Origin of the sequence: Gilliamella sp. wkB171, assembly GCF_001693755.1 — a bacterium.
Lineage (GTDB): Bacteria > Pseudomonadota > Gammaproteobacteria > Enterobacterales > Orbaceae > Gilliamella > Gilliamella apicola_F.
This window is the reverse complement of record NZ_LYST01000044.1, coordinates 1-12,327: the sequence shown is the minus strand read 5'-3', so window position 1 is coordinate 12,327 and position 12,327 is coordinate 1. Positions and strand designations below refer to the sequence as shown.

At 33.8% G+C, this 12,327-nt stretch carries 15 protein-coding genes; 11 read left to right on the top strand and 4 right to left on the bottom strand.

Going from position 1 to position 12,327, the window contains the following annotated elements:
• Positions 1-4: 4 nt before the first annotated feature.
• The 4 genes from A9G03_RS09105 (at position 5) to ggt (ending at position 4,175) form a co-directional block, all read left to right on the top strand.
• Positions 5-343, top strand: coding sequence for a PTS cellobiose transporter subunit IIA (locus A9G03_RS09105; RefSeq protein ID WP_065634418.1), 339 nt, complete (start codon positions 5-7; stop codon positions 341-343).
• Between the two features lie 8 nt (positions 344-351).
• Positions 352-837 (top strand): hypothetical protein, encoded by a 486-nt coding sequence (locus A9G03_RS09100; RefSeq protein ID WP_082209434.1) that lies wholly within the window; start codon positions 352-354, stop codon positions 835-837.
• A 14-nt stretch (positions 838-851) separates the two neighbouring features.
• Complete coding sequence (celB, locus tag A9G03_RS09095) at positions 852-2,186, top strand: PTS cellobiose transporter subunit IIC (protein ID WP_065799003.1); 1,335 nt, start codon at positions 852-854, stop codon at positions 2,184-2,186.
• A gap of 339 nt (positions 2,187-2,525) precedes the next feature.
• Entirely contained in the window at positions 2,526-4,175 is a 1,650-nt protein-coding gene (gene ggt, locus A9G03_RS09090; RefSeq protein WP_442903114.1) for a gamma-glutamyltransferase, read from the top strand.
• Positions 4,176-4,283: 108 nt separating this feature from the next.
• Here ggt and rplI read toward each other — a convergent pair whose 3' ends face one another.
• Genes rplI through rpsF form a run of 4 tightly spaced genes read right to left on the bottom strand, consistent with a single transcriptional unit; the run spans position 4,284 to position 5,665 of the window.
• Complete coding sequence (gene rplI / locus A9G03_RS09085) at positions 4,284-4,733, bottom strand: 50S ribosomal protein L9 (protein WP_065634399.1); 450 nt, start codon at positions 4,731-4,733, stop codon at positions 4,284-4,286.
• 21 nt (positions 4,734-4,754) lie between these two features.
• Complete coding sequence (gene rpsR / locus A9G03_RS09080) at positions 4,755-4,982, bottom strand: 30S ribosomal protein S18 (RefSeq protein WP_025314965.1); 228 nt, start codon at positions 4,980-4,982, stop codon at positions 4,755-4,757.
• Positions 4,983-4,986: 4 nt separating this feature from the next.
• On the bottom strand, positions 4,987-5,295 hold the full coding sequence (gene priB, locus A9G03_RS09075) for a primosomal replication protein N (protein ID WP_416379561.1): 309 nt from the start codon (positions 5,293-5,295) through the stop codon (positions 4,987-4,989).
• On the bottom strand, positions 5,282-5,665 hold the full coding sequence (gene rpsF / locus A9G03_RS09070; RefSeq protein ID WP_065634401.1) for a 30S ribosomal protein S6: 384 nt from the start codon (positions 5,663-5,665) through the stop codon (positions 5,282-5,284). Before rpsF ends, priB begins: the two co-directional genes overlap by 14 nt.
• Before the next feature lie 303 nt (positions 5,666-5,968).
• Here rpsF and hinT point away from each other — a divergent pair, with 303 nt between their 5' ends.
• The 7 genes from hinT to A9G03_RS09035 all read left to right on the top strand — a co-directional run.
• The gene (gene hinT / locus A9G03_RS09065) at positions 5,969-6,316 is read left to right on the top strand and encodes a purine nucleoside phosphoramidase (protein ID WP_065634402.1); all 348 of its coding nucleotides are present in this window, start codon (positions 5,969-5,971) and stop codon (positions 6,314-6,316) included.
• 7 nt (positions 6,317-6,323) lie between these two features.
• Positions 6,324-6,959 (top strand): hypothetical protein, encoded by a 636-nt coding sequence (locus A9G03_RS09060; RefSeq protein ID WP_065799001.1) that lies wholly within the window; start codon positions 6,324-6,326, stop codon positions 6,957-6,959.
• A complete protein-coding gene (gene nagZ, locus A9G03_RS09055; protein WP_065799000.1) occupies positions 6,959-8,002 on the top strand; it encodes a beta-N-acetylhexosaminidase in 1,044 nt (347 codons plus the stop codon). The genes A9G03_RS09060 and nagZ overlap by 1 nt, the downstream gene beginning before the upstream one ends.
• On the top strand, positions 7,983-9,224 hold the full coding sequence (locus tag A9G03_RS09050) for a sigma 54-interacting transcriptional regulator (protein ID WP_065798999.1): 1,242 nt from the start codon (positions 7,983-7,985) through the stop codon (positions 9,222-9,224). The genes nagZ and A9G03_RS09050 overlap by 20 nt, the downstream gene beginning before the upstream one ends.
• A 2-nt stretch (positions 9,225-9,226) precedes the next feature.
• Positions 9,227-10,255, top strand: a complete 1,029-nt coding sequence (rfbB, locus tag A9G03_RS09045) for a dTDP-glucose 4,6-dehydratase (protein ID WP_065798998.1) — start codon at positions 9,227-9,229, stop codon at positions 10,253-10,255.
• A 5-nt stretch (positions 10,256-10,260) separates the two neighbouring features.
• A complete protein-coding gene (locus A9G03_RS09040) occupies positions 10,261-11,220 on the top strand; it encodes a glycosyltransferase (protein ID WP_065798997.1) in 960 nt (319 codons plus the stop codon).
• 101 nt (positions 11,221-11,321) lie between these two features.
• On the top strand, positions 11,322-12,327 hold a 1,006-nt coding region (locus A9G03_RS09035; protein ID WP_065798996.1), incomplete at its 3' end, for an acyltransferase family protein.

The following is a 12,327-nucleotide window of genomic DNA, read 5'->3' as shown; positions in this document are numbered from 1 at the left end:
TGAAATGAGTTCCGATGATATTCAATTGATTGCTTTTAACATTATTTTACATAGTGGTAATGCCAAAACCAAAATTCATGATGCATTTAACGCTATGCGGCAAGCTGATTTTAACTTGGCAAAACAACTCCTTGAACAAGCCAATGATGAGATTCTTCAAGCACACAAATCGCAAACTGGTTTACTGCAAAGTTATGCTAATGGCATCAAAATCAACATGGAAATTATTATGGTGCACGCACAAGATCATTTAATGACAACCATGACTATGCGAGAAATTGCCATTGAAATGGTCCATCTGTACGAGCTTAATCATCAGCTTACCGAAAAATTACGAGGTTGAATCTAATCATGGAAAAACAGTTGAAAATACATCAGAAAGCGAGTTTAACTAACCTTTATTTCAATCGCTTTTTAGCCATTCGTTACAGCACCGCGTTGTTCCTATTTTTAAATCTCTATTGGTTGGTATTTCTACTTGGTTCACTGTCATTTATGGCTATTTTACCAGCTATGATTTTTATTCTAGGCACATTAACCAGCTTTGAACAAATTAAATTATATCGGCAACATCAAAATAGATTACCTTTTGCCAAGTTATTTTATCAAACCATTTTTATCAGTTATTGCGTGGTAACTATTACTGTTTATAGCCCTCTGTTTCATTTATTTTTTCCATTTTTAAAAGTAGCACCAACAACATTAAGTACCATTTTTGCACTCTTATTAGGGTGTCTTACTATTTCGCTGTTAATGCTCTATAAATTGAAAAAGATTGAGTGTAACAAAGATAAACACTATCAAAGAATTCTAGCTTACCAAGCGATCATTAATTAGATGAGGAAAACAAGATGAATACTGGATTTATGTTTTTACAAAAGTATTTGATGTCGCCTATGGCAAAAATATCACAATTTAAAATTGTACGAGCAGTGATGGCGGCAGGTATGGCATCAATTCCTTTTTGTATCGTAGGATCGATGTTTTTAGTTTTTAATACATTACCGATGACTTTTACTGGTTTAGAAAGTCTATTTGAGAATACGATTTTTCGAATAAGTGATCTTTATATGATTGCTAATACAGCAACCATGGGGATTTTAGCGATCTATTTTAATATTGTTGTTGGCTATGAACTAACTAAAATTGAACAAGAAGAGACGGGTTTAAAAGTTAGTCCACTCAATGGAGCCATGCTTTCCATATTTGCTTTTATTATGACTTTACCTGAGCTTGTTTTGAAAAATGGCTCTGTAGTTTTACTTAATGATACAACAGAATTGGTTTTTAATGGTTTACGCTTAAAACCTTTTATTTTTCGGTTAGGTACTTCGGGTATTTTTATTGCTATTGTCATGGCGATAGTTGCAACTCAACTTTATTTTGTTTGTGTTAGACGCAATTGGGTTGTCAAAATGCCCGAAACTGTTCCATTAGGTGTTTCTCGATCGTTCACAGCTTTAATTCCAACATTTGTCATCGCATTTACTGTCATCATTCTTAATGGCATTTTAATTTACTTTGGTACCGATATTTTTGATATTATTGGTGTGCCATTTACTTTTGTGACCAATCTAACCAAAAGTTGGCTTGGTATCATGGTAATTCTATTTTTAATTCATGCACTTTGGGTTGTTGGTATTCATGGTGCTAGTATTATCGGTGCGTTTATAACGCCAATAATGTTAGCCAATATGGCTGAAAATGCTTCTGGTTCACATATTCCTTTTGCTGGTGAATTTAATAATTCATTAGTCATTTTAGGCGGATCTGGCTCAACGCTATTAATGACCTTTTTTATTGCTTTTTTTGCTAAATCTAGTCAATTAAAAATATTAGGTCGAGCTTCGGTTGTGCCTGCCATTTTCAATATTAATGAACCTGTTATCTTTGGTATGCCAATCGTTTATAATCCATATCTTGCCATACCATTCTTATTAGCGCCAATGGCTTGTGGTACGTTGGGTTATTTTGCTATAAATAGTGATTTTATGAATCCTATTATTGCTTTAGTGCCTTGGCCATCCCCAGCAGGATTAGGCGCTTTTATTGGCACAGGTGGAGATTATAAAGCCGCGATTGTTGCTATACTTTCGGCTATTTTAGCATTATTGATTTATTTACCTTTTGTAAAGTTATACGACAACAAACTTTTTAAAGGAGAACAACAAAAGGCAAATAGTTAAATACAGAACCTATAGTCTGCCTTTGATTCTTATTAGAGCGTTTAAATTTTTATTAAAATGATGACGCTCTTTTTATTTCTCTCTCAAATTCTTATATTTGATATATGCCTCAAATATTTTGGTTCACCTTAATTTGATATTGTTTAATATTTACTCAATTTTTTAAAATTATATGCTATATTGATAATTCCCCTTTATTCAACAGTATTATGATTTAATCATGTTTTGTTGGTACTTTGAGTAAAAGGGAAGGACGAAAATACAATATTGATGAGGAGGTACAAAATGTTAAATTGCAAAGGCCAGTTGATAAAGTATTGCTACCTTATCCTGTTTTTTATGTTTTGTCAGCCCATATATGCGGTTGAAAATGGTAAACAAAAACTTGAATCAGGCGCAATAGCTTCACCCGATTATTATGGTGCGATTGCTGGAGAGGAAATGTTAACCAAAGGTGGTAATGCTGCTGATGCTGCTGTTGCTACCGCCTTTGCATTGGCAGTGACTTATCCTGAAGCAGGTAATATTGGTGGTGGTGGTTTTATGACGCTTTGGATGGAAGGAAAGCCCTATTTCATTGATTATCGAGAAACTGCCCCACAAAAAGCCGATAAAGATATGTTCCTTGATGAAAATAAGAATGTTATTACTGACTTAAGTTTGTATTCTCATAAAGCTTCGGGAGTACCTGGAACGGTTGCGGGCATGTGGGCAATCCATCAGCGATTTGGTAAATTAACCTGGAAAGAGGTATTAGCACCAGCAATCCGTTTTGCCAATGATGGATTTACAGTCAATAAACAGTTAGTTGAACGTTATCAAGAAGTTGAAGCATCAGCCCCTACTAATGGTCACTTTAAACAATACTTTGGTTCAATGCAAGAAGGTAAAGTGTTCAAACAACCTGAACTTGGCAAAGTACTTGAAAGTATTGCTGAGCAGGGAAGTGATGGCTTTTATAAAGGGAAAACAGCAAAATTAATTGCACAGCAAATGATACAAAATGATGGCTTAATTAGTGAAAGTGATTTGGCTAATTATCAAGCTAAATGGCGAGACCCGCTCGTTGCAAACTGGCATGATATGCAGATTGTGACAGCGCCTCCGCCAAGTTCAGGTGGTGTTGGCTTAATTCAATTACTTTTAATGAAACAAGATTTAGCGAATGATTTTAAAAATGTTTCCGTTAATTCTCCACAATATATTCATTTATTAGCTGAAATAGAAAAGCGAGTATTTGCCGATCGCGCTGAATATATGGGTGATCCCGATTTTGTTACTGTGCCCGTTGCGAAATTGATTGATGCTAAATATGTGGCAGAAAGAGCTAAACAAGTCAATCCAACAGCTATTTCTATCACCGAACAAGTTAAACCAGGTTTAACTAATGAACCTGAAAAACTGCAAACAACGCATTTTTCAGTGGTAGATAAATGGGGTAATGCGGCTTCTAATACTTATACACTTAATGGCTGGTTTGGATCAGCGGTTGTGATTGAAGGCACTGGCATTATTTTAAATAATGAAATGGATGATTTTAGCAGTAAGCCCGGTGTTGCCAATCAATTTGGTGTAGTGGGTAAAGATGCTAACGCTATTGAACCTAACAAACGCCCCTTATCGTCGATGACTCCAAGTATATTGATTAAAAATAATGATGTGGTTATGGTCATTGGTACGCCTGGTGGTTCAAGGATTTTTACTTCAATTTTCCAAGTGATAACAAACGTATTTGATAATCATATGTCATTGAAAGCTGCAATGGATGCACCACGTTATCATCATCAATTATTACCTAAAAATGTGATTTTTACCGAACCTTATCAAAAGAAAGTCCCTGAGGATTTTAAACACAAACTAGAACAAATGGGTTATCGTTTTGAGCAACAGGATTTTAATGGTGATATTCAAGCGATTAAGGTAACTAATAAACAACCAGAGGCTGTTTCAGATAGTCGTGGAAGAGGAACATCCTTCGTCATTAAATAAAATAGTTAATATAATAAATTACTATTTAGTTAAATTTGCTTTGTAATGGTAATCGAGAAAATAAAAAAACCCGTACATAATTGACGGGTTTTTATCATTGTAGAATGATTATTCAGGAATAATATCAACAATAAGTTTAGCAAAAGCTTCACTATGAACTTGGAAGAATACTTCGTGTTCACCAGTGGTACGCAATACACCATTTGGTAAGCGAACTTCGCTTTTTGATACATTAATACCACGAGCTTTAACTGCATCAGCGATATCACGAGTACCAATTGAACCGAACAATCTACCTTCATCACCTGCTTTAGATTGGATAGTAACTTTACCTAGAGCATTGATTTCAGCAACGCGTTGTTCTGCGGCTTTTAATGTTTCAGCAAGTTTAGCTTCTAATTCAGCACGACGTGCTTCAAAGAATTCAATATTCTTTTTAGTTGCAGGTACGGCTTTACCTTGTGGAATCAAAAAGTTACGTGCATAACCTGCTTTAACATTAACTTGATCACCTAAGCTGCCTAAATTAGCAACTTTATCGAGTAGAATAATTTGCATTATATGTTCCTCTGTTGCTAATTACTGATGGTTGTCAGTATATGGTAATAATGCCAAGTAACGAGCGCGTTTGATAGCGCGAGCTAATTGACGTTGATATTTTGCGCTAGTACCAGTGATACGGCTTGGTACAATTTTACCACTTTCTGTGATATAGCTTTTTAATAAAGAAACATCTTTATAATCAATTTCTTTAACGCCTTCTGCAGTAAAACGGCAGAATTTGCGACGACGGAAATAACGTGCCATTTGGCTATTCTCCTAATAGTTTAATTTGGTCAGCATGTAAAACTATTTGACTGGTTTTATCTCGTTTAGTATGTGTGCTGATAAAGCCACTTACTAATACTTTGCTGCCTTTTTTAATACTGTAACTTAACTCTTGTTGTCCGCTGACGATAACTGGTATTGTGCACCATGCTTGTCTTGGAAGTTCTGCTTCGATTTGTTCAGAAACGTGTTCTAAATAAAACTGACAGTGCGAAATCCCACTCGGACTCATTCTTCGTATCGGTGTTTTAGTAACAATACCCGATAACTCTAAACGATTATTCTTCGGAATCATCATCCATGTTTACATCGCTAAAATCTTCTTCAGCGTTACGACGCTCGTCTTTAGCTTTTAACATAGGTGAAGTTTCAGTTACAGCGTGTTTTGTACGCATAATTAAACTGCGAATTACTGCATCATTAAAACGGAAGTTATCTTCAAGTTCATTTACTGCTTCTTGAGTAGCTTCTACATTCATTAACACATAGTGTGCTTTATGCAGTTTTTCGATAGGATAGGCTAATTGGCGACGACCCCAATCTTCTAAACGATGGATTTTTCCACCATCAGTGGTTAATGTACCAGTATAACGTTCAATCATACCAGGTACTTGTTCACTTTGATCTGGGTGAACCATAAATACAATTTCGTAATGACGCATTATCGCTCCCTACGGATTAATCAGCTTTCTGTCGGGGCAACCGCAACCCATTGAAAGCAAGGAACATGAAAAATAGGCGGTTGAAATCGACGGGGCATTATATATCAACACAATATAATTGACAAATAGTTGCATTAGATTTTTTACTTGCAAAGTGAGGATAATTTTAAGTGTCATGGCAAATTTGATACTACATCTGTAAAATGTAACGATTTGTATACATTTTTCTCTTCAAAATATGCTATGCTTGCAATAATGAAATTATGAAATAATAAATATTGATAAATGAAAAGGAGAAACACGATGGCTGAGGAAACCATTTTTAGTAAAATTATTCGGCATGAAATTCCAGCTGATATTGTTTTTCAAGATGAAAAAGTCACTGCATTTCGAGACATTTCTCCTCAAGCACCTACCCATATTTTGATTATACCTAATAAATTAATTCCAACTATTAACGATATTACCGAACAAGACGAATTAGTATTAGGTCATATGATGACTGTCGCTGCTAAAATAGCAAAACAAGAAGGCATAGATGAAAGTGGTTACCGCTTAATTATGAATTGCAATAAAGACGGCGGTCAAGAAGTGTTTCATATTCATATGCATTTACTTGGTGGTAAGAATTTAGGTCATTTAATAGGTTGATTTTTATATGAAACAGATCAAGCATGTTGTCATTATTGGTACATTAAGTTTTATTTTAGCTGGTTGTCAGCTTTTTAATCAAACTAAACCTATTGAAGTAAAACCACCGGTTGAAGACTCGCAAATAAATAATACTGATGTGATTGAGACGCCGCCATCAATTGTGAAATCAACTGATTGGAATATTATATTGTCGCCATTTGTGCAAAAAATATTGAAATCCTCATCGTCAATTGATGGCAATAAAGTTTTGTTAATTAGTGATATTCAGAATCGTAGTGGTGATTATTTAGCAAAAAATCAGATCGATGAAACATTGCATAGTTTAATGAATAAACAAAATCTTTTTGTTATTGCTGATAAGCAATCTATCATCCAAGCAAAACAAGCGTTGGGTATTTCTGCTGATGATAAATTGGTTTCCCGTAGTAAAATGATTGGTTTAGCGAAATCTATCAATGCTGGTTTTGTGTTATTTACTACGATTAATAAACTGCCGACAGACAACAATGATGCTAACCTTTCTATGGAGTTACTGTCAACGCAAACTGGTGAAATTTTAACTCGTGTAACATCAAAAGATTTCCCTCAACAACAAAATTCGTCATCATCAGTTTCTTCAACCCAAGAGGAAACTAAATAATGGGACCGTTGTTGATTGATGTTGAAGGCATATCATTAAGTGAAGATGATAAAAAACTTCTGCAAAATCCATTAGTTGCTGGAGTGATCTTATTTGGCCGTAATTATCAAGATCCAGCACAATTGAGTGATTTAATTAATCAGATTCGAGCTGTCTCATCAGAGCGTTTATTAATATCTGTTGATCATGAAGGTGGGCGAGTTCAACGTTTTAAACAGGGCTTTACTATTATTCCTCCTGCGCAATCTTTTGCTGCTTTAAATGCGTTACCTCAAGCTAAATCCTTGGCATTTGATGCAGGTTGGATGCTTGCTACAGAGCTTATGGCTTTTGATATCGATCTTAGTTATGCACCAGTATTAGATTTAGGTCATGATTGTTTAGCAATTGGAACACGCTCTTTTCATGAAGATGTCAATATCGCTTATCAAATTGCTTCTGCAATGATTGATGGAATGCACAGTGCTGGTATGAAAACAACTGGCAAGCACTTTCCGGGGCATGGTCATGTAATTGCTGATTCACACAAAGAAACACCAATTGATCACCGTGACAAATCATCAATAGAGCATGATATGCAGATTTTTGCCAAACTTATTGCCGATAATAAACTTGATGCAATTATGCCAGCACATGTAATTTATCCAGCTTTTGATGATAAACCAGCCAGTGGTTCTCCTTATTGGCTCAAAACAGTCCTTCGCCAGCAACTGCATTTTAATGGTGTGATTTTTTCTGATGATTTATCGATGGAAGGTGCTTCCATCTTGGGTGACCATGCTCAGCGTGCTCAAGCAGCATTATTGGCCGGCTGTGATTTACTTTTAGCCTGTAATAATCGTCAAGGAACATTGTCTATTTTAGAGCAATTAGAAGCTTTAAATAAAACACAGCCTTTAACTACAAGTAAAGCCAAACAGTTACTGGCTGACACCAAAATTACCGATAAAGATTTGAGGACAAGCTATGATTGGCAACGTCGTCATGAAAATTTAATGAGATTAAACGAGAAGTGGGCAGATTATGCAAGCCGCCATCATTGAAATTAATCATAACCAGCAACTCATTGCATATAATGACAAGGCAATAGAGTTATTTGATTCAACGTCGTTAATATTAAATCAACCATTTGATTATCAGATTATTTTTAATCTTAAAAATCTAGATGAACTAGAACAACAAGACGACCTAATTATTGTTTTAAATTCTCAGTACTTTTTATTGCAAAAAGTCGTGGAATCATCAAAAATCGTCTTTATTGTTCAGTCTATTGAATATTTAAAAAAGCACTTGTCAAAAATTAAAGTTGTTAATCATCATGCTTTTGCTATTTTTGCCATACAAAGTGTTGTAATGCAAAAACTTATTAAACAAGCAAAAGCTTTTTCAATGCAAAGAGAACCGCTTCTCATTTCTGGTGAAACGGGTACCGGAAAGGACTTGCTTGCCAACGCTTGTCACCAGTATAGTGCACGAGGTGATCAAACTTTTCTTGCATTAAACTGTGCGGCGATGCCCGATGAAGTAGTTGAAAGTGAATTGTATGGTCATGCAGCCGGTGCTTATCCTGGCGCAATTGAAAGTAAAAAAGGTTTTTTTGAGCAAGCGAATGGTGGCTCAGTTTTGCTTGATGGCATAGATGAAATGTCATTCCAAATGCAAACCAAATTACTACGTTTTATCAATGATGGTTATTTTCGTCGTGTGGGTGATGATAATGAAGTTTATGTTGATGTCCGTATTATCTGTGCAACAAAAGTAGATTTAGCCGATTTAGTTGAGCAAGGTAAATTTAGAAAAGATTTGTATTACCGGCTCAATGTTCTTTCATTGCACCTACCTTCATTGCAAGAGCGTAAAGAAGATATCGCTCCTTTAACCAAGATTTTTGTCAATGAATTTGCAGACAAGCAAGGAATCAATCCTCCTGAGATTGATAATGAAGTTTTTGATTATTTATCAAATTACTCATGGCCAGGAAATGTTCGGCAACTCAAAAATATCTTATATTCTGCATTGTCACAATTAACGTGCTCTAAATTAACAATAAAAGATATTGAGCTACCAGCGCAAACTTCATCAAAATTGTCTAATTTTGATAATATCGAAAATAAGACACTTGATGAAATGACCAAGCAATTCGAAAAAGAGATTTTATTAAAATTGTATGACCAATATCCAAGCTCAAGAAAATTGGCCAAACGATTAGGCGTATCACATACTGCGATTGCTAATAAGCTTAGGGATTATGGGATAGGGCGGTAGTTTTGTCTAATAGCAAAAAAATTTTAATAACTGGTGGTGCGGGTTTTATTGGTTCGGCTGTTATTCGCTATATTATTGAACAAACAGTGCATCAAGTTATTAATATTGATAAACTGACTTATGCTGCAAATTTGCAAGCACTTGCAGAGGTATCTGACAATAAACGTTATTTTTTTGAAAAAATCGATATTTGTAATAGACCAGAGCTAGATCGGATTTTTCAACAATATCGTCCTGATGCAGTAATGCATCTTGCAGCTGAAAGTCATGTCGATTGCTCTATCAATCATCCTCATGTATTTATCGAAACAAATATAGTGGGTACTTATACTTTACTTGAAGCATATCGCTGTTATTTTGATACTTTAACTACATCAGCAAAGAATAATTTTTGCTTTCTTCATGTTTCTACCGATGAGGTGTATGGGGAACTGCAAAATTCAAACCATCTTTTCACTGAATCGACTTCTTATGCACCAAACAGCCCGTATTCAGCATCAAAGGCATCGAGCGATCATCTAGTTAGATCTTGGTATAAAACTTATGACCTACCAACAATTATCACTCATAGCACAAATAATTATGGTCCTTTCCAACACACTGAAAAACTAATTCCATCAGTCATTTCAAATGCACTTGCCGGTAAACCGATCCTTATTTATGGTAATGGACGACAAATACGTGACTGGATATATGTAGAAGATCATGCTAAAGCTTTATATTCAGTTTTAATCAATGGTAAAATAGGCGAAACATATAATATTGGTGCTAATAACGAATCAACCAATATAGTATTAGTTGAAAAACTTTGTAAAATACTTGATGAACTTGCTCCCCAATATAAAAATGGAATAATAAAATATCGAGATTTAATTCAATTTGTATCTGACAGACCGGGACATGATTATCGATATGCTATCGATTCATCCAAAATAAAGAAAGAATTAGGTTGGCAACCACAAGAGGAGTTCGACAGTGGGTTGAAAAAGACGGTTATAGCATATTTAAATAGCAAACAAATAATAGGATGAATTTTATGTTCCCTAAAGTCTCAATTGTTGTGCCTGTATATAATGTTGAATCGTATTTGCGACAATGTCTAGATAGTATAGTTAAGCAGACATTGTTAAATATCGAAATTATTTGTGTTAATGATGGTTCAACCGATAATTCTCTTACAATTTTAAAGGAATATGCTGCTAAAGATCAAAGAATTAAGATTATAAATAAACCGAATAGTGGTTATGGAGATTCTATGAATATTGGTATTCAGGGATGTTCCGGAGAATATATTGGTATTGTTGAATCAGATGATTTTGCCAAGCCTGAGATGTTTGAATCATTGTATAACGTGGCAATAAAAAATGATTTGGATGTAGCAAGATGTCATTTCTATACTTACAAACAAAAAAATGGCGCAATAAAAAAAATAGACGCTTGTAAAATGGAAAGTAACGTTTTAATTAACCCTCAAGAAGACGTATCGCCATTTTTACAGTGGCCTTCAGTGTGGGCTAATATTTATAGAAGAACATTTATTCAAAAAAATAATATAAGATTTTTAGAAACACCTGGAGCATCTTATCAAGATACATCTTTTAGTTTCAAAGTGTATGCTTACGCAAACCGCTTAATGCTTATTGAATCTGCTTTAATTTATTACCGAATCCATGAACAATCTTCAATAAAAAGTAAAGATAAAGTCTTTTGTATTTGTGATGAATTTGAAGAAATAATTAATTTTTGCAAAGATAAAATGCTATATGAAAAGCTCAAATATTTAATTTGCAGCTTACAATATAAAAGCTATAAATGGAATTATAATCGATTGGAAATGCCTTATAGATATTCATTTTTATTATATTTTTCGAAAGAAATACGAAAATATCGGGAGATTTATTCTAAAAAAAATCCATATTTTACTTTAAAAGATATAAAAAAAATTCTAATTATCAAATTTATTCCTTTTATATATAAATACCGGAAAAATTTGTAAAAAAAATTGTGGATAAGTGGTAAATTAACAAAACCAATATGCTAATATATTATTTAAATGTTTAAATGGACTTTTTTCGGAGTTGAGATAAAAGGATTTATATGTATTCACTTAATACAAAATATATAGATAGATTAGATCATTTACGTTTCTTTGCAGCAATTTTATTAATATTTCATCATTTTCGTGGAAATATTGCGTGGAATGGACATTTGCAATTTAAATCTATCATACCATTATGGTTACAAAATGGCTCAACCGGCGTGTCTTTTTTCCTCGTTTTGACTGGGTTCTTATTTTGTCAAATAACCAAAGGAGGGGAGAAAGAGTTAAAATATTGGGGGTTTATTTATAACCGTGTTTTGAGAATCTTTCCTTTAATGGTTTTTTTAGCTTTTATAGTTATTTGTTGTAGTAGGCCTGTGTCAACGCCTCTGGATATATTAAGAATTTTTACTTTACAGCTAAATACTGGAAATCCTATTACAGGTTGGGGGCATGATTTTTACCCAAGTGGCCCTATTTGGACTATAGCGGTTGAATTCCAGTTTTATCTTCTTTTTCCTTTTATTACATTATTTCTAAAACGTTATGGTATTAAATATTTAATAGGGCTTGTTGTGTTGATGATTGCGACAAGATTTAACCTCGCTATTTTAAAAGGAAGCGATATTTATTACAATACTTATCATACAATAATTGGTAGATTAGACCAATTTGTGATAGGTATTATTTTAGGATATTATTATCAAAAAGGTTTTTTTAAATTTCTTGAAAAACTCAAATATCAAATTTTTTTATTAATCATAATATCATTTTCATTTTTATATCTTTTCACTTTTCAAAAAAATAGTGTTTTTTTCGTTTCTTTATCTTTTACTATTGAAGCGTTTTTATGGGGGATAGTTACATTATCTTATATTTATCTAAAATTGCCTTCATTCAAAAAATTAAATAATATATTGTCCTATCTTGGTATGTGTAGTTTTTCAATGTATTTATTACACTTGCCTATAGGAATGATGGTCAATCAACTTATTGGGTGGTCAGTTCCAAATTCTGTTTCGAGTTCTTTATTGCAATCGATAGTAAGAGTGATTTTTATTA

Coding starts and splice junctions, on each gene's coding strand:
- A9G03_RS09105 (WP_065634418.1), top strand. CDS start 5: ATGAGTTCCGATGATATTCAATTGATTGCTTTTAACATTATTTTACAT.
- A9G03_RS09100 (WP_082209434.1), top strand. CDS start 352: ATGGAAAAACAGTTGAAAATACATCAGAAAGCGAGTTTAACTAACCTT.
- celB (WP_065799003.1), top strand. CDS start 852: ATGAATACTGGATTTATGTTTTTACAAAAGTATTTGATGTCGCCTATG.
- ggt (WP_442903114.1), top strand. CDS start 2,526: ATGTTTTGTCAGCCCATATATGCGGTTGAAAATGGTAAACAAAAACTT.
- rplI (WP_065634399.1), bottom strand. CDS start 4,733: ATGCAAATTATTCTACTCGATAAAGTTGCTAATTTAGGCAGCTTAGGT.
- rpsR (WP_025314965.1), bottom strand. CDS start 4,982: ATGGCACGTTATTTCCGTCGTCGCAAATTCTGCCGTTTTACTGCAGAA.
- rpsF (WP_065634401.1), bottom strand. CDS start 5,665: ATGCGTCATTACGAAATTGTATTTATGGTTCACCCAGATCAAAGTGAA.
- hinT (WP_065634402.1), top strand. CDS start 5,969: ATGGCTGAGGAAACCATTTTTAGTAAAATTATTCGGCATGAAATTCCA.
- A9G03_RS09060 (WP_065799001.1), top strand. CDS start 6,324: ATGAAACAGATCAAGCATGTTGTCATTATTGGTACATTAAGTTTTATT.
- nagZ (WP_065799000.1), top strand. CDS start 6,959: ATGGGACCGTTGTTGATTGATGTTGAAGGCATATCATTAAGTGAAGAT.
- A9G03_RS09050 (WP_065798999.1), top strand. CDS start 7,983: ATGCAAGCCGCCATCATTGAAATTAATCATAACCAGCAACTCATTGCA.
- A9G03_RS09040 (WP_065798997.1), top strand. CDS start 10,261: ATGTTCCCTAAAGTCTCAATTGTTGTGCCTGTATATAATGTTGAATCG.